At 67.2% G+C, this 23,218-nt stretch carries 22 protein-coding genes; 5 read left to right on the top strand and 17 right to left on the bottom strand.

All coding sequences use genetic code 11. The features are described from left to right. Positions 1 to 25: 25 nt before the first annotated feature. From ACOGI4_RS05040 to ACOGI4_RS04995, 10 genes are all read right to left on the bottom strand, one after another. Complete coding sequence (locus tag ACOGI4_RS05040) at positions 26 to 1,555, bottom strand: DUF501 domain-containing protein (RefSeq protein ID WP_419842835.1); 1,530 nt, start codon at positions 1,553 to 1,555, stop codon at positions 26 to 28. A 30-nt stretch (positions 1,556 to 1,585) separates the two neighbouring features. Next, positions 1,586 to 2,335 (bottom strand): SRPBCC family protein, encoded by a 750-nt coding sequence (locus tag ACOGI4_RS05035; protein ID WP_419842834.1) that lies wholly within the window; start codon positions 2,333 to 2,335, stop codon positions 1,586 to 1,588. Further along, a complete protein-coding gene (locus ACOGI4_RS05030; RefSeq protein ID WP_419842833.1) occupies positions 2,326 to 2,892 on the bottom strand; it encodes a nucleotidyltransferase family protein in 567 nt (188 codons plus the stop codon). The genes ACOGI4_RS05035 and ACOGI4_RS05030 overlap by 10 nt, the downstream gene beginning before the upstream one ends. A gap of 14 nt (positions 2,893 to 2,906) precedes the next feature. Continuing rightward, positions 2,907 to 4,073, bottom strand: coding sequence for an acyl-CoA dehydrogenase family protein (locus ACOGI4_RS05025; RefSeq protein ID WP_419842832.1), 1,167 nt, complete (start codon positions 4,071 to 4,073; stop codon positions 2,907 to 2,909). Between the two features lie 38 nt (positions 4,074 to 4,111). Next, positions 4,112 to 4,993: an XdhC family protein gene (locus ACOGI4_RS05020; RefSeq protein WP_419842831.1), complete on the bottom strand. Its 882-nt coding sequence runs from the start codon at positions 4,991 to 4,993 to the stop codon at positions 4,112 to 4,114. After that, positions 4,990 to 5,307, bottom strand: a complete 318-nt coding sequence (locus ACOGI4_RS05015) for an XdhC family protein (RefSeq protein ID WP_419842830.1) — start codon at positions 5,305 to 5,307, stop codon at positions 4,990 to 4,992. Before ACOGI4_RS05015 ends, ACOGI4_RS05020 begins: the two co-directional genes overlap by 4 nt. Before the next feature lie 61 nt (positions 5,308 to 5,368). Continuing rightward, positions 5,369 to 6,589 (bottom strand): vWA domain-containing protein, encoded by a 1,221-nt coding sequence (locus ACOGI4_RS05010; RefSeq protein WP_419842829.1) that lies wholly within the window; start codon positions 6,587 to 6,589, stop codon positions 5,369 to 5,371. Next, complete coding sequence (locus tag ACOGI4_RS05005) at positions 6,576 to 7,481, bottom strand: AAA family ATPase (RefSeq protein ID WP_419842828.1); 906 nt, start codon at positions 7,479 to 7,481, stop codon at positions 6,576 to 6,578. The genes ACOGI4_RS05010 and ACOGI4_RS05005 overlap by 14 nt, the downstream gene beginning before the upstream one ends. Before the next feature lie 73 nt (positions 7,482 to 7,554). Next, the gene (locus ACOGI4_RS05000) at positions 7,555 to 8,589 is read right to left on the bottom strand and encodes an aldo/keto reductase (protein WP_419842827.1); all 1,035 of its coding nucleotides are present in this window, start codon (positions 8,587 to 8,589) and stop codon (positions 7,555 to 7,557) included. A gap of 48 nt (positions 8,590 to 8,637) precedes the next feature. Beyond that, positions 8,638 to 9,660, bottom strand: a complete 1,023-nt coding sequence (locus tag ACOGI4_RS04995) for a fatty acid desaturase (RefSeq protein WP_419842826.1) — start codon at positions 9,658 to 9,660, stop codon at positions 8,638 to 8,640. Between the two features lie 91 nt (positions 9,661 to 9,751). On the opposite strand from ACOGI4_RS04995, the gene ACOGI4_RS04990 reads away from it, so the two are divergent. The 4 genes from ACOGI4_RS04990 to ACOGI4_RS04975 all read left to right on the top strand — a co-directional run bounded on the left by ACOGI4_RS04990 (position 9,752) and on the right by ACOGI4_RS04975 (position 13,495). Continuing rightward, positions 9,752 to 10,495: an SDR family oxidoreductase gene (locus ACOGI4_RS04990; RefSeq protein WP_419842825.1), complete on the top strand. Its 744-nt coding sequence runs from the start codon at positions 9,752 to 9,754 to the stop codon at positions 10,493 to 10,495. A gap of 221 nt (positions 10,496 to 10,716) precedes the next feature. Further along, the gene (locus ACOGI4_RS04985) at positions 10,717 to 11,511 is read left to right on the top strand and encodes a fibronectin type III domain-containing protein (protein ID WP_419842824.1); all 795 of its coding nucleotides are present in this window, start codon (positions 10,717 to 10,719) and stop codon (positions 11,509 to 11,511) included. A gap of 200 nt (positions 11,512 to 11,711) precedes the next feature. After that, the gene (locus tag ACOGI4_RS04980) at positions 11,712 to 11,987 is read left to right on the top strand and encodes a helix-turn-helix domain-containing protein (protein ID WP_419842823.1); all 276 of its coding nucleotides are present in this window, start codon (positions 11,712 to 11,714) and stop codon (positions 11,985 to 11,987) included. Positions 11,988 to 11,992: 5 nt separating this feature from the next. Next, positions 11,993 to 13,495, top strand: a complete 1,503-nt coding sequence (locus ACOGI4_RS04975) for a HipA domain-containing protein (RefSeq protein ID WP_419842822.1) — start codon at positions 11,993 to 11,995, stop codon at positions 13,493 to 13,495. Here ACOGI4_RS04975 and ACOGI4_RS04970 read toward each other — a convergent pair. The 6 genes from ACOGI4_RS04970 to ACOGI4_RS04945 form a co-directional block, all read right to left on the bottom strand. Continuing rightward, entirely contained in the window at positions 13,472 to 14,299 is an 828-nt protein-coding gene (locus ACOGI4_RS04970) for an FAD binding domain-containing protein (protein ID WP_419842821.1), read from the bottom strand. The genes ACOGI4_RS04975 and ACOGI4_RS04970 overlap by 24 nt on opposite strands. 13 nt (positions 14,300 to 14,312) lie before the next feature. Then, positions 14,313 to 14,783, bottom strand: coding sequence for a (2Fe-2S)-binding protein (locus tag ACOGI4_RS04965; protein WP_419842820.1), 471 nt, complete (start codon positions 14,781 to 14,783; stop codon positions 14,313 to 14,315). Between the two features lie 256 nt (positions 14,784 to 15,039). Then, on the bottom strand, positions 15,040 to 15,444 hold the full coding sequence (locus tag ACOGI4_RS04960; RefSeq protein WP_419842819.1) for a septum formation initiator family protein: 405 nt from the start codon (positions 15,442 to 15,444) through the stop codon (positions 15,040 to 15,042). Between the two features lie 60 nt (positions 15,445 to 15,504). Then, the gene (gene eno / locus ACOGI4_RS04955) at positions 15,505 to 16,803 is read right to left on the bottom strand and encodes a phosphopyruvate hydratase (RefSeq protein WP_419842818.1); all 1,299 of its coding nucleotides are present in this window, start codon (positions 16,801 to 16,803) and stop codon (positions 15,505 to 15,507) included. Between the two features lie 168 nt (positions 16,804 to 16,971). Then, positions 16,972 to 17,556: a MazG nucleotide pyrophosphohydrolase domain-containing protein gene (locus ACOGI4_RS04950; RefSeq protein ID WP_419842817.1), complete on the bottom strand. Its 585-nt coding sequence runs from the start codon at positions 17,554 to 17,556 to the stop codon at positions 16,972 to 16,974. A 128-nt stretch (positions 17,557 to 17,684) separates the two neighbouring features. Beyond that, positions 17,685 to 18,734, bottom strand: a complete 1,050-nt coding sequence (locus tag ACOGI4_RS04945; RefSeq protein ID WP_419842816.1) for a hypothetical protein — start codon at positions 18,732 to 18,734, stop codon at positions 17,685 to 17,687. 338 nt (positions 18,735 to 19,072) lie between these two features. Between ACOGI4_RS04945 and ACOGI4_RS04940 the strand changes: the two genes are divergently transcribed. After that, positions 19,073 to 20,245: a hypothetical protein gene (locus tag ACOGI4_RS04940; protein ID WP_419842815.1), complete on the top strand. Its 1,173-nt coding sequence runs from the start codon at positions 19,073 to 19,075 to the stop codon at positions 20,243 to 20,245. A gap of 1,333 nt (positions 20,246 to 21,578) precedes the next feature. Here the strand turns inward: ACOGI4_RS04940 and ACOGI4_RS04935 are convergent. After that, positions 21,579 to 22,877 (bottom strand): ATP-binding protein, encoded by a 1,299-nt coding sequence (locus tag ACOGI4_RS04935; protein ID WP_419842814.1) that lies wholly within the window; start codon positions 22,875 to 22,877, stop codon positions 21,579 to 21,581. Between the last annotated feature and the right edge of the window lie 341 nt (positions 22,878 to 23,218).

Genomic DNA, 23,218 nt, shown 5'->3' with positions numbered 1-23,218 from the left:
CACCGTAGTGGTACGTCGGCGTCGCTCACCGAACGGCATGAGGATCAGCGTCGATGTGCGAGCCCGCAGCGCCAGGCTCAACGACGGCCGCCCCGACCGGCTCGACGACGGCCGCTCCGGCTGGTTCAACGACCGAAGCCGGCTGCGCTCGGCGCAGTTCGGCAGCGATGCCGTCGAGGAGGTCTCGCTCGCGCACCAAGCACTCGTCGATGTCCCAGTGACGCATGACCGCCACCAGAATGCAGCAGCCTCCGACGATCACGGGGGCACGGTCCGGATGCAGGCCCGGATTGTGGACACGGTCAGCGAGGCGCTCGGTTGCCAACGTTCGGAAGACGTCCTCAGCGGCGGCTCTGGTGAGCACGAAGCCGTCGATGACCGCCGGATCGTACGGTTCGAGACCGATCTCCACCGCGGCCACCGTCGTCGCCGTGCCGGCCACGCCCACGAGACGCGCCGTCGAAACCCCCCGAACGATCAGCGGGTGCTCACGTTCGAGGTCGTCAAGGTGCAGCCGCGCAACCGAGATCGCGGAGCTCAGCTCCTCGGGCCGAGGGGGATCAGAGGCCAAGAAGCGCTCGGTCCAGCGCACCGAGCCCATGTCCAGCGAGGCAACCGCCTCCGGCACCGCGCCGGCACGCGGCGAGCCGTAGGCGAACTCGGTGGAGCCCCCGCCGATGTCGAGCACCATCGCGCCGCCGGGCGCCGAGTCCGCCAAGCCGGCGGTAGCACCGGCGAAGCCGTAGGCGGCCTCGCTCTCGCCGTCGAGCAGTTCGACCTCGACGCCGAGCGCGTCGCTTGCCTTGCGCAGGAAGTCGGCGCCGTTCGGCGCATCACGCGCAGCGCTGGTGGCCACAGCTCGTATCGCCGTCGGGTGATGGTCGTCGATGACCTCTCGGTACTCGGCAAGCGCCCCGACGACGCGGCCGATGGCGTCGTCGTGCAGGCGACCGCCGGAATCGACGCCCCGTCCGAGACCGGTCACGCGCTGGCGCCGAAGTTCCAGCCCGTCGCCGTCGTCGATGAGCAGCCGGGTCGTGTTGGTGCCGCAGTCCACGACGGCAACCGTGCGACGGCGCTCGGGATGATCGACGCCGAGACGCGACATCACCCAGTCGCCGACAGGGTCGTCACCGCCGGCCAACCGATACGCCAGGTGAGCATGCAGGCATTTCACACCACGCGCAGTCCCCCCGACACCGCCCGACGGGCGCGGGCCACGGTGATCTGCGGGCACCAGCGAGTCCCGTTCGGCGGCGTATCGGCCGTGCGCCGCAGCCAGCGCCTCCGCATCGACAGCCGCCTCCGCGGCCCGCACACCCCCACGGCCTTCCAGCTGGGACACCCGCCGGCCCAAGTCGGCGTCGACCAGCCAGTAGCGGGTCGGCATAGGCCGTCCGTCGTCCAGCAGCGGGCTGTTCGCGATGACCACCGGTCGTCCGTCGTCGTGTGCCACCACCACGTCGAACGCGCACTGAGGCGGCCGGCCCAGCAAGTCCGCCACCGCCGCGCACTGAGCGGACGTCACGGTTGCGGCGGCGGCGCGAACCAGCAACTCGCGCTGCGGGACTGCGGCGGGCAGGCGTCAGCCTTGGCGGCGCTTGCGCCGACGGCGGCGGCGGCGGTTGAGCAGGAAGAGCGCCACCACTGCCAGCGGTGCCAAGACACGTTTCAGCACCGGCCGGCCTGCCGCGCCGAGCAAGTCGACCGGCTCTGGCTCGGCCATCTCGATCTGGCGCGGACCCGACGCGGCGGGCGCTTTCGCAGTGCTCTGCGAAGCCGCACCATCGGGCGAAGCGTCGGCGTCTGCAGTGCCGTCGCCGGCAGCATCCGATGACGCGGCATCAGCAGCTGCTTGGTCGTCTTGGCCCGCTTCCTCGGTTTGATCGCCGACCTCGGCCAGCTTGCGCTCCAGCGATTCCACGAACTGGCCGATCAGCTTCTCGGTGACGTCGCCCATCACACCGCGGCCGAACTGTGCCACCTTGCCGGTGACCTTCAGGTCGGTCGTGATCTTCACGACGGTGCCGTCGCCGTCGGGCGTCATCTCCGCAGTCACCGCAGCCGACGCATTGCCCGCGCCGCGCGAATCGCGGCCGGTGGCTTCGAGCACAATGCGGCGAGCCGCTTCGTCGAGCTCGACGAACTTCGCTGAACCCTTGTACTGGGCAGTGATCGGCCCGACCTTGACCTTGACACCGCCGGTGAACTCGTCGCCGTCGATCTCGGTGAGCTGCGCGCCCGGCATGCAGGGCGCGATGAACTCGATATCGGTGAGCGTGCGCCATGCTCGCTCCACCGGCAGTCCGACCCGGAATTCGCTCTTCAACTCCATCGGCGCAGATCCTCCATGGTGTCGATGTCATCGGGCAGTCCTTGGCAGGCTAGCGGCAGCACGATTTCTGGCAGCCGGCGAATGAGCGCTCGTGCGCCCTCGTCGCCGCGCCACGGCAGCAACGGCCAGACCTCCTTGGCCAAGCGAACGGGGTTGCCTCGCCGTCCGTGGTAGGCCGCGACCGTGATGGGTCCCGCACCGGCGGCCACGGCCCGCCAAGCCGATGAGGCCACGAACGGCTGGTCGGCGAGCCCTACAACGATGGCATCATGGCCCTGGCGCGCCGCCCAGAAAGCAGCACATCGCACCGACGACGCGATGCCGCAGCGCCAGCGCTCGTTGACGAGCTCGACTATGTCGACCCGCCGCGCCGCAAGCGTCCCGGAGACGTCCGCCGCGCCTCTGACCACCGCCGTCTCGTCCAGCGCCGCCTCGACCAGCGAACTCAGCGCACGGTCGAACACGGTACGACCGTCGAGCTCGGCGAGCAGCTTGTGCGAGGGACCGCTGAACCGGGTGCCCGCTCCCGCTGCCAGCAGCACGCCTGCGGTGGACACCGGCCGCCGACCCGCTAGTAGGAGCGCGGCAGGCCGAGCACCTTGGAGGACACGAAGTTCAGCACCATCTCCTGGCTGACGGGAGCAATCTTCATCAGCCGCGCTTCGCGCCAGTAGCGCTCCACGTGGTACTCCTTGGCGTAGCCGAAGCCGCCGTGAGTCTGCATGGCGCGGTCGGCGCATTCGAACGCCGCCTCCGACGCCAGGTACTTGGCCAGATTGGCCTGCTCGCCGCAGCTGAGGCCGTGGTCGTAGCGCCACGACGCGTCGCGAACCACCAGCTCGGCGGCATGCAAGCGAGCGTGACTGTCCGCCAACGGGAATGCGATGCCTTGGTTCTGGCCGATCGGGCGACCGAAGATCACCCGGTCCTTGGCGTACTGCGCGGCGCGGCGCAGCGCGACCCGCCCGATGCCCAGCGCCTCGGCGGCGATCAGGATCCGCTCGGGGTTGAGGCCGTCGAGGATGTAGCGGAAGCCTTCGCCCTCCTCGCCCACCCGTCGGTCCACCGGCACGCGCAGTCCGTCGTAGCGAACCTCGCAGGAGACCACGGCGTTGCGGCCCACCTTCGGGATCGGGGTGATGTCGACGGCCGGGTCCTGCAGGTCGACCAGCAGCAGGGTCATGCCCTGGGTGGGGCCGTCGCACAGTTCCTTGGGGGTGGTGCGCACCAGCAACAGGCACACGTCGCAGTAGGGCGCCTTGGTGGTCCACACCTTGGCGCCGGTGATCACGTACTCGTCGCCGTCTCGCTCGGCTCGGGTGCGGATCGACGTGGTGTCGGTGCCGGCATCGGGCTCGGTCACGCCGAAGGCAGCGTGTATGGCGCCGTCAGCCACACCCGGCAGGATCTCTTTGGCGAGCGCCTCAGAGCCGTACTTGCGCACCGGTTCCATGCCGAAGATCGACAGGTGCAGGGCCGAGCAGCCGTTCATGGCCGCGCCGCTGGCAGCGACCTCCTCCAGCACGATGGATGCCTCGGTGATGCCTTGGCCGCCGCCGCCGTACTCCTCCGGGATGGCGATGCCGACCCAGCCTCCTTCGGCCATGGCGTGGTAGAAGTCCCAAGGAAACTCGTGCTTGTCGTCACGGTCGCGCCAGTAGTCGTCAGGGAAGTCTGCGCAGACCCGACGCACGCCTTCGCGGATCGCCTCGTGGTCCTCGTTGGGCGTGAAGTTCATCACGGCCAAGCTACCTGAGCAGGCCGACGAGCCAGTCGCTAGTGGATGCGACCCTGGCCGTCCTTCAGGCGGGGCGCTTGGCGGCCGGTGCGGGAGGCGATGATCTCCGCGACGATGGAAACTGCTGTCTCCTCCGGTGTGCGGCCGCCGATGTCGAGGCCGATGGGCGCCATGACGCGTTCGAGCTGCTCATCGGAGACTCCCGCTTCGCGAAGCCGTTCGGTGCGGCGTTGGTGGGTGGTGCGCGAACCCATCGCGCCCAGGTAGCCCACCCGAGTCGGCAGGGCGCCGACGATGGCGGGCACATCGAACTTGTGGTCGTGGGTCAGCACGCACACGGCATCGCGAGGCCCAAGCTCCTCACCGATGCGGTCGAGCAGGCGGTTCGGCCAGTCCACCACCACGTCGTCGGCCATCGGGAAGCGGCGTCTGGTAGCGAACACCTCCCGAGCGTCGCAGACCGTCACTCGATAGCCGAGCAGTTTGGCTTGGGAGGCGAGCGCACGGGTGAAGTCCACGGCCCCGAAGATGACCATGTGCGGACGGCGGGCATGGCACTCCACGAACACGCTGAGATCGGTCTGGCGCGCTTCGCCGTGCGGGCCGTAGTGACGCACCTCGCTGATGCCTGCGTCGAGCATCCCGAGCGCGTCGCGCGCCACGACTCGGTCGAGGTCTGCATCGCCTAGGCTGCCGAGCGGCGGAGCGTCGAGCCGCACGAGCAGCTTGGCGCCCAGTGCAGCGGCGCCCTCGATGATCGTTGCCAGTGCCACAGGTTCCTCAGCCCTGATGGCATCCCGAAACGCCTCGTAGATGTCGGTGCCGCCGCCTGAGCCCGGCCGGCCGCGCACAGCGTTCGTGGAGTCAGCACCCGTCGGTTCCGGCTGCAGGGGCGCCGGCTGCGTCGACTCGGGACTCACCAGTCGAGCTCCTCCACGAACAGGTGGATGGTGCCCCCGCAGGTGAGCCCGACGGCGAAGGCCTCGTCGTCGCTGTAGCCAAAGGTGGTGATGCCCGCTGCGCGCCTGCCGCCCAGCAGCTCCAGCGCTTCGCCCACGACGGCCCCCTCCACGCAGCCGCCCGACACCGACCCGGCCACCTCTCCTGCTTCGTTCACCGCCATTGCGGCGCCAGGGTCACGCGGCCCGGAGCCCTCGATGTCCACCACTCGGGCAAGGGCCACTCGCTGGCCGGCGGTCCTCCAGCGGTCGATGTCGTCCAGGATCTCGTCCATTCGGCCAGTCTCGCCTCCTCAGTGGGCGGCGCGTCGGCTGCGGCGCTGCGGCGGCACCGGGTCAGGCCGCAATCGCCGCGGCAAGGTGCTCCAGGGAGTCGAACGAGTGACCCTCGACGAATTCGTCGACATGGGGCAACGCCGCCGCCATGCCGCGCGCCAACGGCGCATAGCCGGGCGTGTGCTTCAGCGGATTGACCCAGACCAGCCGATGCGTCACCAAGTGCAGCCTCGCCATCTGTTCGGACAGCTCGTCCGGGGCACCGCGGTCCCAGCCGTCGGAGCAGATCACCACGATGGCGCCACGCGCGTAGCCCCGTACGCCCCAGCGGTCGTTGAACTCGTGCAGCGTGGCGCCCAGACGGGTGCCGCCCGACCAGTCGGCAACCGCATCGCCGGCGGCGCTCAGGCCGGCGTCGGGATCGCGCGACGACAGCTCGCGCGTGACCCGGGTGAGTCGCGTCCCGATAGCGAACGCCTCCACCCGGGTGCGACCCACCACGGCTGCGTGAGCGAAGCGCACCAGCGCCCGCGCGTAGGGCGCCATGGAACCGGAGACGTCCAGCAGCAGCACCAGCCGGCGCGGCTTGCGGTCGTCGGTCAAGAACTCCCGGCGGACTGCTTCGCCGCCGGTGCGCAGCGCGCGGCGAATGGTGCGGCGCAGGTCCGGCCGGCGCGAGGCGTGCTTCGCCCGCACGGCTCGGCGCGAGCGGCGGGTCACGGCCCCGAAGCGCATCTCGCCCATCAAGGCATGCAGCTCGGACAGCTCGCCGTCGGTGCAGTCAGCAAAGTCCTTGTGGCGCAGCGTCTCGACGTCGCTGTAGCGGACACGCAGCGTCTGGCCGGCGTCAGGTTCCTCGCTGTGACTCGGCAGCGGCACACCGCCGTCGTCGGTGTCGGTCGCCAGCGTCACCGAGATCGGCGGCAGCTCCACGACGATGCCGCTGCGCGCCTGTCCCTCCCAGAAGACGGCGAACGCACGGTCGTAGACGTCGATGTCGGCAGGGCTGCCGACCAGCGTCGTGCGGCCCGCCCAGTAGACGCTGTCGCGCTCGCCGGCGCCGAGCACGCGCAGCGCTTCGGTGAATGCCATCACCCGGCGAATGGTGACCACCACGCCGGCACCCCTCAGTACGTGCGAGAAGGCCGAGGCCAAGCGCTCGGGCTCGTTGATGCGCCCATCGAAGCGCGAGACATCTGCTGCGGCGCGAGCCTGGCCGTTCAGGTCCGCGCCGGCGGCGCCCACGGCGTGCTCGGGTCCCTGGCGCTCAGGCGTCGGCAACGGCGGCCATGATCATCTCCATGCCCACGGAGGTGACGCGCTGGTGATCCTCGCGGTACTTCAGCACCGTGCCCAGCGTGGCCTCGAGCATGGGCGCGTCGAGCTCAGCAGCACCCAGACGCCCCAGCGCGGTGGCCCAGTCGATGGTCTCGGCCACACCTGGCGGCTTGTAGAGCCGCATCTCGCGCATGACCGACACCGCCGATGCCACTTGGCGTGCGAGCGCGCCGTCCACGTCGGGCAGCTTGAGCTTGACGATCTCGACCTCTCGATCCACCGACGGGTGAGCGACCCAGTGGTACAGGCAGCGGCGCTTCAGCGCGTCGTGTACGTCGCGGGTCCGATTGGACGTGATTACCACCAGCGGCGGCTGCGCAGCCGTGATGGTTCCCAGCTCGGGCACGGTGACGGTGAAGTCGGAGAGCACTTCGAGCAAGAAAGCCTCGAACTCGTCGTCTGCGCGATCCACCTCGTCGATCAACAGCACCGCCGGCGTGGCGTCGTCGTGGTCGATGGCCGCCAGCAGGGGGCGGCGGATCAAGAAGCGCTCCGAGTACAGCTCGTCTTCGATGGCCTCAGGCGCCGCGGCGGCACGTCCCGCAACCTCTGCGGTGCGCAGATGCAGGAGCTGGCGCGTGTAGTCCCACTCGTAGAGCGCTTGGGCGGCGTCGATGCCCTCGTAGCACTGCAAACGGATGAACTCCCCACCGGTCCAGGCCGCCAGCACCTTGGCCAGCTCGGTCTTGCCGACGCCCGCGTCGCCCTCCAGAAAGAGCGGTCTTCCCATCGTGACCGAGAGGAACACGACCACCGAGAGCCCCTCGTCGGGCAGGTAGCCATGCTCGGTCAACGCCGCCGCGACATCAGCGGGGGCATGCGGCTGGGTGAACACCGGGTCGAAGGCTACGGCGTGAGCTGTGCCGCCGAACCGCTGTGGCGCCGCAGCAGCTCAGCGGCGTCTCAGCTCAGCTGGCGCCGAGCGAGAGCAGGTTCTCCACGGGCCGGTAGAGCGCTTCGAGGTAGGCGTTGTCGTCCGCGCTGAGCTCGATGGTGGTGGCCTCGACGAGCTGATCGAGCTGGCTGATCTTCGAGACGCCGACGACGGGCGCGGTGATCTCGGGCTTGTTGATCAGCCACGCCAGCGCCACCTGTGCCGGGCGCACCCCCAGCCGATCGGCGACTTCGGCCACCCGTTCTGCGATGTCGAAGTCCCGTTCGCCTCGATAGAGGCTCTCGGTGCGGGCACGGTCCTGTCCTGTGGAGCGGCTGGTGGTGCCGGCGTCGAGGCTGCCTCGGTAGGCGCCTGTCAGAATGCCCCGCGCCAGCGGCGACCACGGCGTGAGTGCAACACCGGTGGCGACGCAGTACGGATTCATCTCCCGCTCTTCTTCGCGGTAGATCAGGTTGTAGTGGTTCTGCATCGAGACAAACTTCGTCCAGCCGCGCATCTCCGAAGTGAGCTGCAGCTCGGCGAACTGCCAGGCGAACATCGACGAGCCGCCCAGGTACAGCGCCTTGCCGGCCTTGACGACGTCGTGAAGTGCCTCCAGCGACTCCTCGATGGGCGCCGGATTACTGGCGGGGATGCCGTGCGGATGGCGGTGGATGATCAGCTGGTCCACGTAGTCGACGCCGAGCCGACGCAGCGAGTTGTCGACGCCTTCAATGATGTGCTTGCGGCTCAGGCCGCATTCGTTGGGGCCGCGGCCCATCGGCATGGAGACCTTCGTGGTCAGCACGTACTGCTCGCGGGGCAGCAGTTCGCGCAGCAGCCGGCCGACCACCTCTTCGGATGCGCCAAGTCCGTAGATGTCGGCACAGTCGAAGTAGTACAGACCACGCTCGATGGCCGCCTCGAAGATGGGTCGAGCCTGGTCGATGTCCAGCGTCCAGTCGCCCTGGTGACCTCGGCCCGGGATGCCGAAGTTCATCGTGCCCAAGCACAGCTCAGAGACCTGCAGGCCGCAGTTCGACCCCAGCGGCGTCGATTTCAGGCGCACGGTTGCCTCCTCAGGCTCGCAACAGCGGCAGTTCGCGGCGGCGACAGGTCACGCCGTCGCGGGCTGTGCGGCGGCCTCCGGCGCTGGCGATGCCAGGGCGCGCCACAGCGAGCGGTAGTTCGGCCAGCGTGCATCGACGTCTGCGTAACCGTCCTCTTCCAACGCACGCTGCAAGCGCGGCAGGTTGCGCGCCGGTATGCCCGAATCGACATGGTGGGCCAAGTGGTAGCCCACGTGGTACGGCGCGAAGAGCACCCGCGCCGGCCAGCTCTGGCGGATGTGGTGCGTGGTGTTGCGGCGGTCCGCGGTGCGGGTCATCCCGCCGTGCTCGGCGATGGCTCGCAGGCGGTTGATGACCTGGTACCACGTACACCAGGGAAGCAGCCACGTCAGCAGGTACAGCCAAGGGTGGCCAGCCAACCAGTACAGCCCGAACACCAGCGCTTGGCCGGCGAAGAACCGCAGGCTGAGCGCCAGGTAGCTGGGCTTCACGAGCCCGGTGAAGCGGGGCTTGACGATGCGCCAAGCCGATACGCCCACGAGGTCACGCGCCAGCTTGCGACGCAGCGACCTCGGAGTGATCGGGTAGAGCGCATACAGCAGGAGGTCGGGCTCCTTGGGGCCGAACTCGTCCCGATGGTGATGCGCGTGTCCTCTGCGGTAGTGGTGCGAGCCGGTCCCCAGCGGCAGCCAGCCCAGCAGGTTGATGCCGACGAGGTCGTTCAGCCGGCGGTTCGAGAACAGCAGCCGGTGCGCTGCTTCGTGATGCAGGACGAACATCCGCAGCTGCAATGTGCCGATGATCGGCACGGCGACGACAACGGCCAGCGGATGGCCAGCGACGATGACGGCGCCGACGACTGCCACGGCGGCCGCCAGCGTCGCCAGCACCTCGACGGCGTTGACGGCGTTGGGGACGCGACGCAGTTGCGCCCGGAACTCCGGCTTGGGCCGACCGTCGGGGCGCAGGCGCTCCGATCCCTCGAACGGCGCCAAGTCCGGTCGCGTCATGCCGCCGGTCAGCTGAGCCACGAACTCATCGTGCGTCGGTCGGGCAGCCGTCACGCTCACGCTTCGATCATACTTGTGCGCGTAGTAGGCAGTCTTGGGATTGACCGCCCATCGATTGCTCAACCATGTTCACCGAACTGGGAGAACCACCATGGACCTCGGCATTGCAGGACGCACAGCAGCAGTAGCTGCCGGCTCAGCGGGCCTAGGGCTCGGATCGGCCAAGGCGCTCGCTGCCGAGGGCGCCCGGGTGGCCATCTGCGGCCGCGACCCCGAGCGTCTGGCAGCCGCCGCCGGGCAGATCGACGGTGAAGTGCTGCTGATCGACGTGGATCTCGGCCACCCCGAAAGCGGACGCAGCTTCGCGGAACAGGCAATCGCGGGGCTGGGCTCGGTGGACATCTTGGTCACCAATGCCGGCGGTCCGCCCCCGGGCACGTTCGAGAACACCGAGATCGACGCCTACCAATCGGCGTTCGACATGAACTGCAAGACCATGATCGAGATGTGCCGGGTTGCCGTTCCCCCTATGCGGGAACGGGGCTGGGGCCGGGTGTGCGCCATTACCAGCGTCGGCGTGAAGCAGCCCATCGGGTTTCTGCTCGCGAGCTCGGTGGCGCGGGCCGGGCTGACCAGCTTCCTCAAGATCACCGCGCGCGAGGTAGCGGCCGACGGAGTGACGGTGAACTCCGCTCAGCCCGGCACCCACTGGACCGACCGGGTGGCCAAGATGATGGACCGGCCCGATGCCGGCAAGAGCAATCCGATGGGCGTGTGCGGCGACGCAGACGACTTCGGCGCCGCGGTCGCGTTCTTGTGCAGCGAGCAGGCCAAGTTCATCACCGGCACCGGATTGCTCATCGACGGAGGTCAAGCCGCCGGCCTGCTCGACTGAGCGAAATCGTAACTTGAAACGCGTGCAACAGCGCGCTAGAAGTGGCTCAGGAGGTAGCCGCCGCGCCTCTCAGCGCGCTGAGCGACAGGACCATGACACCAACAACACGCCCGCCGGGGCTTAGCACACCCCCCCCCCCCGATTCTGACGGAACGCTGATGACTCGGCGGCGCGACACCAGCCGAGCGCAGCGCCGTCGCTGGAGATTTGCTCTGGCAACGATGGCATTGCTGGCACCGCTTGCTGCGCTGGTAGCTCAGCCCGCGCAGGCCGAGACCGGCACCAATGCGCTGTCTGTGCCTGACCGGCCCCAGAACCTCCGGAGCGAGCCGGCAGTGAACTCGGTGATCCTGTCCTGGGATGACCCAGGCGACGAGTCCATCACGAAGTATCAGCTGCTGCAGCGGCGGCACGGGAAGCGCTGGGGCACCTGGACGGACATTCCGGGCTCCGATGCCGGCACGACGACCTACACGGTCGTGCTTCCCCCCACCAAGACGCCGCGCGGGAAGGCAGACCACCGCGGCTACGACTTCCGCATTCGTGCCGTGAACGCAGCGGGAACGAGCCGCAGATCGAAGGCTGTGGCCGATCTGCCTCTCAGGGGACCTTCGGTGGTCGCGCAGCCCCAACCGAGGCAACAGCTGACGACCTCGACCACGACGACGACCACCTCGACCACGGTGGCGCCCTCGCGGCCTCGTCCGCCGAAGAACGTCCGTGTCGAGACCGCCGGAGACACCGTGGTGTTGTACTGGGACAACCCTCGCGACAGCTCCATCACCGAGTACAAGATGCGGCAACGACGCACGGGCCGTCGCTGGGGACCGTGGACCACGATCAGCGTCGTCGATCACGACATCTCCACCGTCAAGCACACGGTCACCGGGTACACCATCAGATACACGCCGCGAGGTGAGATCGACCGCAGGTGGCATCAGATCGAGCTGCGAGCGGTCAACAGCGCCGGCTTGGGCCCGGTCGCGTTCACGTTCGCCCCGCCGCGAGTGAACTAGTCAGCACCGAACTAGTCAGCACCGAACTCGTCAACACCGAAGGAGTCAGCACCGAATCGCCCGGCCCTTCGGCTGGGCGGGGACAGCAGGTGCTCGCATGTCGGCGCGGCCCAGTCAATGTTGCGCAGATAGTACATTTGCACTGATGTACTGCATTCGATACATCCAAGCCGATGTATCGAATGCAGTACATTGACGTCGTGAGTCGTCACGACACGGACGATCGGCCTCCGGCGAGGATGTCCTACCACCGGCTTCGAACCCCGCATCTGATCGGCGCGGCGATTCGGAACGCGCGACGCGATGCCGGCATGACGCAAGCGGAGCTGGCCCAACTGTCACGCGTGAACAGGACGTCCATTGCTCTGATCGAGAACGGCCAGCGAAACGTGAGCTGCACGACGCTGCAGCGACTCCTGGACCCGCTCGGCTACGACATCTCCATCCACCACCGCGAGCGCGACGCTGCAAGATGAGCGGCGTGCCGCTCCATGCCGATCTCGACGTCTACCTGCACGGGCAGCATGCGGGAACGATCGTCACCGGCGACAACGCGCCGACACTGCGCTACGCATACAGCTATCTGTCAAGCCGCACCAACGCAGGCCCACTGTCGCTGTCGATGCCTCTGAGCGTCGATTCGATGCCGGCCGAGGCGTGGCTTGACGGCCTGCTACCCGACAATGTGTCTGTGCGGCGCCGGTGGGCGCACAGACAGCGGGTGCGCAGCAGCTCCCCTTCGTCGTTGCTGTCCACGCCCATCGGCCTCGACTGCGCCGGCGCAGTGCAGTTCACCCCAGCGGGCACGCCATTGCCGGCGGACAGGCACAGCGGGGTCGATTGGGTATCGGAGACCGAGATGGCCGAATGGGTGGCGCGGGTGCGGGCGGACTGGAATGACTGGGACGGGCCTCGCGGTATCGGACAGTTCAGCTTGGCCGGCGCGCAGGCAAAATGCGCTGTGCGTCTCGACGACGGACGGTGCGGCGTACCGTTCGGCGCAGCGCCCACCTCGCACATTCTCAAGCCTGGCATCGACAGATTCCCCGGCGCAGACTTGGCGGAGCATCTGAGTCTTGAGGCGGCGCGGTTTCTCGGGTTGGACGCAAGCAGCAGCCAGGTGATCCTCTTCGGCGGCCTGCGAGTGCTGGCGGTGCGGCGCTGGGATCGCGTCGCTGCAGGAGATGGCTTGCGCAGGCTGCACCAAGAGGACTTGTGCCAGTCGCTCGGCATCGTACCCGAACTGAAATATCAGGTCCTCGGCGGCCCGTCACCGGCCGCAATCGCTCAGCACCTACGCGCACATGCGCTAGATCCCCTCGGCGACGTGCAGCACTTCGCAGACGCGGTCGTGTACAACTGGATCATCGGCGCGCCCGACGCGCACGCCAAGAACTTCGCCATGATCCTCGACGGGCATCATGCAAGGCTCGCTCCGCTGTACGACGTGATCTCGTTCATTCCGTTCTCTCCGCACCCCATCGAAGACACGCGCATGGCCATGAGCGTCGACGGTGAATCCACGTTCGGCGATGCTGACTGCCCCGACTACTGGGATGGGTTCGCTCAGTCCGTAGGGCTGCCGTCCGGTCGCCTGCTGGAACGAATCGGCGACATGACCCACCGCGTGCCTGCCGCCATGCAAGCAGCCGCCAAAGGACTATCTGCTGAGGACGCGGGCCGTCGCATCGTCGCGAGCCTGGTCCGTGGCGTCTCCGACCGCTGCGAGAACCTCGCTGGTCGGTTCCCGGACACGACAGCCACACGGAGCGCGTCGCTCGCGTCGGGAACCTGGGCGGCCGTCAGCGCCGGCCGTGCCGTCCTCTGCGAGCAGCCCACAAAAGGCGGAACATGCCGCCGCAGACTTCTCAGCGGCCCATGCCCGCTGCATCCTGACAGTCCCGGCAGCCAAGCCGTCCTCGCGCGGCGAATAGCGCCGGGCGGTGCGGTGGCGGTGTGCTCAGTCGATGCCGGCGGCTGCTAGTGCTCGGCGGGTGAGGACGCGAGCGAGGTGGTTGCGGTAGTCCGGGCCGGCGTTCAGATCGGTGGGTGCGTCCGTGCCTTCGGCCGCCTGCTCGGCGGCTTCAGCAGCCGAGGCCCCGCCTGCCAGTGCCGCTTCTACCGCCCCGGCACGCAGCGGCACCGAGCCCATGTTCACCAGCGATACGTTCGTTGCGCCGTTGACCGTCACCGCAGCGACGCCGACGATCGCCCAGTCCTGGGCTCGCCGGTTGAACTTCTGGTAGTTCCAGCCGGCACCTGGCGCCTTGGGCACCCGGATCTCGGTGAGCATCTCGTCGTCCGCCAGAGCGGACTCGAAGTAGCCGGTGAAGAACTCGCCCGCAGGTATCTCACGGCTGCCGCCCGGACCTTGCGCAACGAGCGTGCCGCCCAGCGCCAGCACCGCCGCAGGCAGATCGGACGCTGGGTCGGAGTGCGCCAGCGAGCCGCCGATGGTGCCGCGGTGGCGCACTTGAGGGTCGCCCACCTCGCCGGCCACATGCGCCAGCAGCGGGCACTGCGCCGCCAGCAGGTCGCTGGTCTCCAGCGCACGGTGGCGAGTGAGCGCGCCCACGGCGATGTGGTCGCCGCCGTCTTGGATGTAGCTGAGGTCGTTGACGCGGCCGATGTCGATGAGCACGCTCGGCACCGCCAAGCGGAGCTTCATCATCGGCAGCAAGGAGTGTCCGCCCGCCAACAGCTTGGCGTCGTCGCCGTGCTCGCCGAGCAGCGCAATGGCCTCATCGGCCGAGCCGGCCCGTACGTAGTCGAATGCTGCAGGAATCACCGCTGCGCTCCTTTCAGGCCGTGGTCTCGCCGGCGGCGCAGGCCAGCACCGACTTGACGATGTTGTGGTAACCCGTGCAGCGGCACAGGTTCCCTTCCAGTCCGAGGCGGACTTCCCGCTCGGTGGGGTCGGGGTTCTCCTCCAGCAGCGATACCGCCGCCATGACCATGCCCGGAGTGCAGTAGCCGCATTGCAGGCCATGGTTCTGTCGGAAGGCCTCCTGCATCGGATGCAGTTCTTCCTCTGACGGAGCGAGGCCTTCGATGGTCAGAATCTCCTCGCCGTCGGCTTGGACCGCCAGCATCGTGCACGACTTCACGGACTCGCCGTTGACATGCACGGTGCATGCCCCGCACGACGAGGTATCGCAGCCGATGTTCGTGCCGGTCAGCCGCAGGTCGTCCCGCAGCCAGTACACGAGCAGCGTACGCGGCTCGACATCGCCGCGGCGAGTCTCGCCGTTCACTGTGACACTGATCTCCACGTTGACCTCTCCCGTCTCGTCGGATCTCGTCGGCGTTGCCGGCCGAGCGATCTGTCAGCCGGCCCGAATGCCGAGCATATTGTTTCTGGCCGTCAGACCGCAGGGTCGTCTGCCAAGGTCGTCCGCTCTGCCCCGAGCCTGAGCGGCCACCATCATGCACCATCTGAGCAGCGCTCGCGGTCACATGAGCACCCGGGCGGCAGCGACACGTGGGCTGCGGCCGTGCGTGCGTCGCTGCTGCAACGGTTCAGCCGCATCAGTCGAGGAGCAGATGCGCCAAGCCCGGCAGCGGCCAAGCTGCCGGCAACGTGACGACATCAGCGGGATCCACGTTCAGGCGAAACAGCATGTCGCCCTCACGCACCAGCGAGAGCTGCTCGCGCGCAATGCGCTCGACCACCACCGGATCCTTGGCCTCGGCTACTTGTGCGGCCAGATCGGACGTCTCGGCTTGCAATCGTGCGAGCGTCTCAGTTGCATGGTCAATGTTGTGCCGCTGCGCGGCCAGCGACTGCCAGGGGATCAACAACGCCGACAGCACGCCGACCGAGCCCACCACGACCACCGTGCCCACCAGCACCGTTACACGCCGAGAACGGCGTTGGCGAGGCGCCTGCGGTGTCGGCTTCGTGGGCTGGGCGGCAGCAGGCTGAGCAGTCACGAGCGACGACGCTGTGCGGAGCAGACGCAGTTTCCGCTCATGTGCTGACGCGACACGTTCTCATGCACCGCGGCCGGCGAGGGAACTGCCGCCCCGGTATGCGGCCTGCTCGCCCAGCGCTTCCTCGATGCGCAACAGCCGGTTGTACTTGGCCACCCGATCCGATCGCGCCGGCGCGCCGGTCTTGATCTGTCCGCAGTTGGTGGCCACCGCCACGTCGGCGATGGTGGCGTCTTCGGTCTCGCCGGATCGGTGCGACAGCACCGCCGTGTAGCCGGATCGCGTCGCCAGCTCGACAGCCTCGAAGGTCTCGGTCAGCGTGCCGATCTGATTGGCCTTCACCAGGACGCTGTTGGCGACTCCGGCTGCGATGCCACGCTCGAGCCGCTCGACGTTCGTGACGAACAGGTCGTCGCCCACCAGCTGTACATCGGCGCCCACGCGTTCGCCCAGCACCGACCAGCCGCTCCAGTCATCTTCGGCCATGCCGTCCTCGACCGAGCAGATCGGGTAACGCGCACAGAGGTCGGCAAGGTACGCCGCAAACTCGGCAGCATCGAGGCTGCGGCCTTCGCCCGCCAACGTGTACACGCCGTCGGCGTAGAACTCGGTGGAGGCCACGTCGAGCGCCATAGCGATGTCGGTGCCCGGTTCGAATCCGGCTTGGCTGATCGCTTCGGTCAGCAGCACGAGCGCCGCCTCGTTGGAGTCGAGATCGGGAGCGAACCCGCCTTCGTCGCCGACGGCGGTCGACAGCCCACGGGAGCGCAGCACGCCGCGCAATACGTGGTAGGTCTCGACGCCCCAGCGCAGGGCCTCGGAGTAGGAGGCTGCGCCGACCGGGACGATCATGAATTCCTGCAGGTCGATGTTGTTGTCGGCGTGCTCGCCGCCGTTGATGACGTTCATCATCGGGGTCGGCAGCACATGCGCGTTGGCACCGCCGAGCTGGCGATACAGCGGCTGCCCCAACGTGGCTGCGGCCGCGTGCGCAGTTGCCAGCGAAGCAGCCAGCACCGCGTTGGCGCCCAGACGGGACTTGTTCATGGTCGCGTCCAGATCGATGAGCGTTCGGTCGACCAGCCGCTGATCCACCGCGTCGAGGCCGAGGATCGCATCGGCGATCTCGCCGTTCACGTGCCCCACCGCGACAGCAACGCCCTTGCCCCCGTAGCGGACGCCGCCGTCTCGCAGTTCGACCGCCTCGAACTGTCCCGTCGAGGCACCGGAGGGCACCATGGCACGGCCCACTGCGCCAGCAGTGGTGTGTACTTCGGCCTCAGTGGTGGGGTTGCCGCGCGAGTCCAGGACTTCCCGACCGATGACTCGCGCGATCCGAGTACCGGCACATGCTGTCACGCAACACGAGAGTACAGAACCAACACGATCGCCCAGCGAGCGGGTCGGATCAGGGTCGCTCGCGCCTTCGGCCGTCAGCACTCCTTCAGTTCTGGGACGCATCAGCCGGTTCGGGACTGCAACGGCTCGTGCTGGGGGCTCGCTTGTGAGCGCGGCCTGTCTGCTAGCTCACCCGGAGGGCGACGCGGTTTGGCTGTCGCGCGCTTCGCGAGCTGCGATGCGGTGTGAGCGGGCTTCGCGCTCTGCGGCCTTGATCTCCTCCCATTGCACCGAGAGTTCCGCATCGGTCGGCACCGGAGCGCTCGGATCGCGACGGAACACATGCGGGTGGCGGCGCACCATCTTGGCCTCGACGGTCTCGAGCACCTCGACCAGCGTGAACGTGCCCGCTTGCTCGCCGATGGCGGCATTCATCAACACCTGCAGCAGCACGTCGCCGAGCTCCTCCACGAGATCCTCGGTGGCGGTGGCTGCGACGGTCTGGTTCGGCTCGCTGGACAGCGCGTCGTGGGCTGCCTGCAGTGCTTCGGCCAGTTCGGCAGCCTCGTCGAGCGCGTAAGGCGCCAGAGAGGCGTGCGTCTGGACACGGTCCCACGGGCATTCCCGTCGCAGCGTCGCGATCACCCGGTGCAGCGAGACCAATCTGCGGCCCAGTTCGTGCTGTCCTAGCTCAGACTGGCCTAGCTCAGACTGCCCTAGCTCGGCCGGCTCGGTGGCTGGCCCGGCTACATCGACTGCCTGCTCAGCAGCCACTACGAGCCCGTTCCGACAACTGCCGCACTAGCTGAGTGGGCTTTGGCGAACCTGAGCGCAGCGGTGCATGCCACGACGACCCGTGCTCTCACATCCGTTGCACCGCCGTCGATGGCCCAGCAAGCCGGTCACGGCATCGGCGGCAAGGTCACCGACTGGTTGTCAACGCTCCATGCGCCCAGCGCCGGCGCAATGTCCACGGTGTAGGCGGTGACCTCTTCGCCCAGCAGACGGTTGGCAAACGGTCCGATGCTGGCTAGGTCGGTCGCATCGGTGTCCAGCGAGTCCACGCGCCCCACGACCCACTGCGGGCCCACTGTCGTTTCCAGCAACAGCGGCTTGGACAGCTCACCGGGCGCCACATCCAGCAACGTCACGGCCAGCTCGCTCGGGCCGAGCAGTTCGAAGAGCAGTCCGCAGCCGACAGTGCCTCCTGCCTCGGCGAAGTCGGGCACGTTGACCTCATCGGCTACTTCTGCAAAGGACTCGCCAGCCCGGATGCGTTCGACTGCTGCCACGGCGTCGGCCTCGGAATCCACCACCAGCACGCTCACGCAATGCGGCGTGGCCAGCCGTTCGAGCTGCGGTTCTTGTTCGAGGGCACGCTGCTGCGCGAACGCTTCGAAGTCGCCGGTGAGGTGCGCCCTCACCTGCGCATCGATCTCGGCCTCGGTGCCGCTGAAGTCGACGGGAAAGCCGAATGCGTCGATGACGAGACCAGCGAGGCGCAGCCGAATCATCGAGGTCAACCGCGACACGAACTCTTCGATCGTGGGTGCCAGCGGGTCTTCCATCTGGGTGATGGGCCACTCCGCGATATTGTCGCGCACCTCACCGACGAGCACCTGCTCGCGGCCGATGCTTGCCGCCATAGCGCTGCGGTCGTCGAACAGCTCCTTGTACGCGTTCTGCCGCGCAGCACGCTGCGCCTCGATCGCCTCGCGTTCTGCTTCGAGCTGGGCCTGCTGCGCCGCGGCCTCGGCCTCCGCTGCGGCTTGGTCGATCGCCGCCTCAACTGCGCTTCGAGACACAACGCCGTCGCCGTCTGCGTCGAGCGCATCGACCACGGCGGGGTCCAAGCTCGTGTCGACCGTGACGCTGCTGCCGGCTGCGGTGCATGCAGCGGCCGACAGCGCCACCGATGCCAGCACCGACAGCCACGCTGCTCGGCGCGTCACGTAAGTTCTCCAAGCTCGCATCTGGGCACGCATCTGGCAGGTTAGCTGTAGTGTCGGCTGCATCCCGGGAAATGAGGCGTTCCGCGGTTCCCGTGGTCGTGCTGGCGGCGGTGCTGCTGTTCGCAGCAGGGTGCAGCAGCCCGAGCGGCGGCGGCGGGTCGGTTGTGTCCGGCGACAGTGCTGATGGCGACAGTGCTGTTGTTGTTGACGTGTCTATGCCCGCGGAGACACAGCCGGCGGCTGTGACCACGACGAGCGGGGCGCCGGTGACAACCACGACCGCGGCTGTGCCAGTGCCGGCAGTTACAGCCACGACCGCGGCCGTGTCGGAGACGACTGTGCCTGCCGCGGGCCCGCAGCCGGTCGCTGCCGATGCCTCAAGCGACGCTGGCGGTCCGTTCGTCGGTGAGATGTGGGTTGACGGCGACGGGAACTACTGCTTGCTTGTGCTGATGCATCCCGACGGGGTCACCAAGAGCTGTGACCGTTGGCACCATGAAGCCGAGGGCTGGGAGCTGGCGATCGAGGGCGACGACCCGCCTTGGTGGGAATACACCAATCCGCAGGCGTACGTTCTCGCCGCGCGGCCTGCGCTCAACGCCCGCTGCACACGTCAGCTGGCCACTGACACGGGGGTCAGCGTGTGCCTGAGGGGGGGTCTCGCAGGGGCCAAGCCTGTGCCGCTGCCTGCGGATCTGGAAGCTCCTTGGCTGGTGCTCATGCCGCGGCCCAGCCCTACAGCCGAGTGCATCTTATGGCATGTAACTGCAGACGAGGAGCCTGTCGACCGTGACGACGTCTGCGAAGCGTGGATCGAGCCCACGCCCCGTCCGGTGCCGCGTCCCAGCGAGAACGCGGAGTGCCTTGCGTGGGAAGCCACGGATGGCAAGAATACTCCGGCAAATGATGACATCTGTGTCGACTGGTATGATCCGCCGCCTACTACAACGCCGCCGCGGCGTCGGACACTGCCCGCGGACCCGGTCAGCGACCCGTCCACACTCGTGGACACGGCCACCATCGAAGCCTGCCAAGCGGTGTCCGTCGTGTTCTACGCCGACCCCGACAACAACAACCGGCTCGCATGCATCCCCGCCGGAGCATGCCTCACCGAATACCAGACCATGACCAAATGGTGGGAACGGCTCCAGAGTCACCGGGTGATCGACGTGGTGTTCCCTTCAGGATTCTATCCATCCAAGAACACCCCCTATAATGGTCCGGACTCGATTCGCTCTGTCGGCAGGGACGCGTGGCGTGAGTTCTCTCATTTCGTGCGGCAGGCGCATTTTGCAGGTGAGCTTGCTGTCGCGGCAGGCTGCGACAACGTGCTGGCGCCGTGGATGAATGAGCAGGTCAGGATTCACGTCGACCACCTAGAAAAGGAGGTGTACAGCAGTCTGGACAGTTGGGCGGAGAGGCACGGCTTCTACTGTGCGGGCTTATGGCTTGCGATCGCTCAACGCGAACCGGAGAAGGCGGACATAGCCTGCGAGGGTGCTCCGGCATAGCAGTGGGATTACGTGCTGCCTGAATGGAACCTGCCGTACATCCTCGGCTAGCCGTCCGCTACACAGCCGTCACATTGCGGGACACGGGAGCGTGCCGATTGTCCCGGGCGTGCTGACGCGACTACACCGACAGGCGTAGCGACAGGACGCACCTGCCCGGCCCTCTCGCGGCCGATTGGCACTTGAGGGCACCCGTTGCGGCAGATTTTGGGTCGCCTGCGCCGGCCGGTCGCCATGCTTCTCCGCCATGACCCCTCCCCCCGCTGTTCTGGGACGTTCCGGTGAGCGGCGACGATCCCCGCCGCCGCCGCTACGGTGGCTGTGTCGCGTTGTGCGTGCTCGCGTTGCTTGGCGGACTGCTGCCGCTGGTGGCTGTGACACGGTCCGCCGAAGCGCATCAGGGGAAAAGAGTGTGGGTGGACACATCGTATACGAGGACGTACTACGAATGCGTAGAGGTGCCTGGGCGGACGGTGACGGTGCCGCTGTCGCCGCCGGTCCGTTACTGCAAGCAATTGGTAGGCGAACCCGGGATGCAGGTGTGCGTGGGGGGGGGTGGGGCTGGAAGACGACGAGAAAGTGGATTCCGGCGTCTAGGGACAAGGTCGAGAGGACCGAAACGGTGAAAGACGGCCGTTGGGATTACGTGCCCCACACTCATGCGACTACGACTACGGCCCCGCCGACGACACAGTCCTATCCGCCGCCGGATTATTCGTCACGCAGAACTACGCCCAGCACCACGCCGACGGAGCGGCGGCGGACGTCTACTAGGAGCGCGACTACGACGACGCAGTACTATTCGCCGCCGGTGCCAGGGCGGTATTGCTGGGACGGCTCGTACACGACCAGCGGATGTCCACCGAAACGCTCGACAACAACAACAACAACAACGACGACTACAACGCCTCCCCGAAGCAACAGCCATTACGATGACGACGGCACCTACCAGGGTGTGAAACACAAGGTGCTCGGTTATACGCCGTGTGGTTCTACGACGGCGACGACAGGTTCGTCGAGGGACACGTGTGCGCGGTTGTCGTCGACTGCGCCTAAAGATTGTCCTGCGGGTACGAGTCGGGTACAGCTGACGACCGGCAACTGGGGGTGCGGCAACCGGGGGGACAAGTTGTGCAAGACCGGCGGACGGGACCCCGTGACGAAGAAATGCAAGGGACATGAGATCACTATCCCGACGGCGTGTCAGGGCGGCAGCAGCAGCGGACAGGGCAGCTACAGTGCGCCGTGGCATCCGGTCATGGCAGGCCGCTGACGATCCAAAGGCTGCACCACTGCGCGCCGGAGGCATCCCCGCCCGACGCATCCTTAGCTGTCAGCGTGAGCGGTGCCGACCTGCATGCCCTCGCGGAAGCAGGCAATAGGCGCGTGCTCGAGGCATCCATTCGTTGCATGCAGCCGGTCGGTTTGGTGTTCTGCCACTGTGTGTTGTGCCGGTGACATCATATCGTCCGCGCTGTCTGTTCAGAAGACGCATGCTCTCTTCGTTGATGATGTCACCGAAGTGGATGGTGTCGTCATCGCCTACCTCGATACAGCCGAAGTTGGCGAGATGCGTTTCTATGCGTGCAAGCGTTCGAGGGTCTTCCGCCATGACCCGCGCAATATTGTTCGCGTGAGTGCCGTTGCCCGCTGCTGCGAGTGCCTCCATGTAGCGTTGTTCTGAATCGCTGAGCTCGTGCCACGCGGAGACTGCCACTTTGCGGTGTACGGTAAGCTGTGCCTCTTCAATTGCGATCGCGGCTGCCCGTGCGTCGATAGTGTGCACCGGCGCGTTCGACACGCGCCACGCGTAGTCGCCTATCACTTGCATACGGTAGGGTAATCTGCCTACCGCATCTTTCATCATGCGCAGCGCCTCGCTCTCAATCGTACCGCCGGCGTCCGTGATCGCGCTAGCAAAGAAGCGGGCTGCATCGATGGCTGTGATGGGCGGCATTTCTTCAGTGTTGCATCGTTGAAAGAAGGTGATTCTCGTGTCTTCCATCAAGGTGTGCTTCATTCGTGCTAAGCCTGCACCGACGAATGCCAAGTGCCGGTGCTCGTCTTTGATGATGTGCTGGAAATCGGCGGCAAGTCGTCTTGCTTCTTCGCGTTCGCAATTGTGCAGCTCGTCGATCGCAAGCAACACTGACGAATCGTGCGCCTCTGCTTCTATCGCTAGAGCAGTCAGTTGTCGCCGCAGACTCCACTCGGGATCCAGGTTCTGCACCAGTGTGCGCTGCCATTCCAAGCCAGGAATGTTGATCCTCGCTTTCGTCTGCTTCTGTGCTTTGGTCGAGACTTCCATCTGCTCGTGCGTGTCACGTGCCCATTCTATGGCCTCGCTGATGCGTCTGCGGATTCCTGCCGTGGTCGCATCAAGAGAAATGACTATCCAACCCTCCGCTGCAAGAGTGTTCTTGATCTCATTGAGCAGCACTGTCTTCCCCGAGCCACGTGGCCCTAGTAGCAAAGTAGTGCAGTGCCTGTCGGCAGGTCCGAGACGAAGCCCGCCAAGTAATCGCTGACAGAGTTCGTCCCTGCCCACAAGCGTGTGCGGAGCTTGCCCGAAATCAGGAGTGAACAGGTTGGGCGGCGGCACGCGACGTGAGGGCACGACTTCGCCGAGCATCCCCGCAGCCTACCGCGTCGCGCACAATCTGCGGCACTAGCGCACAACTTGCAGCACTAGCGCACAATCTGCAACACAACCAGGCTGCCGTCGTCGCTGCACTGTCCGCGACCGTGAGTGCGCGAGCCCGCCGTCGCCGCGTGTCCACGGACATCCGGTCGGGGCGGGGGGAGCCGGCGGGGGTTGGGTGCTTCGGCGGTGTTGCGGGTGCTGTTGTGCCCCGACCGGTCGGGTGGGTGCGCGGTTCGCGGGCCGGACGGCGGGTCGTGCACGGTGTTTCGTTGCCTGGTCTGTTCTGCGGCTGGCGTGCGGCGGCGTGTTGCGCTGCGCGATATGCGAGG

Origin of the sequence: Candidatus Poriferisodalis sp. (assembly GCF_965205175.1) — a bacterium.
Classification (GTDB): Bacteria; Actinomycetota; Acidimicrobiia; order Acidimicrobiales; family Poriferisodalaceae; genus Poriferisodalis.
Note: the sequence above shows the minus strand (reverse complement) of the source record. Positions and strands in the feature narration are given on the sequence as shown.

Excerpts from the sequence above, each read along its gene's own strand:
- ACOGI4_RS05035 (WP_419842834.1), bottom strand. The coding sequence starts at position 2,335 with ATGGAGTTGAAGAGCGAATTCCGGGTCGGACTGCCGGTGGAGCGAGCA.
- ACOGI4_RS05025 (WP_419842832.1), bottom strand. The coding sequence starts at position 4,073 with ATGAACTTCACGCCCAACGAGGACCACGAGGCGATCCGCGAAGGCGTG.
- ACOGI4_RS05015 (WP_419842830.1), bottom strand. The coding sequence starts at position 5,307 with ATGGACGAGATCCTGGACGACATCGACCGCTGGAGGACCGCCGGCCAG.
- ACOGI4_RS04990 (WP_419842825.1), top strand. The coding sequence starts at position 9,752 with ATGGACCTCGGCATTGCAGGACGCACAGCAGCAGTAGCTGCCGGCTCA.
- ACOGI4_RS04985 (WP_419842824.1), top strand. The coding sequence starts at position 10,717 with ATGGCATTGCTGGCACCGCTTGCTGCGCTGGTAGCTCAGCCCGCGCAG.
- ACOGI4_RS04935 (WP_419842814.1), bottom strand. The coding sequence starts at position 22,877 with ATGCTCGGCGAAGTCGTGCCCTCACGTCGCGTGCCGCCGCCCAACCTG.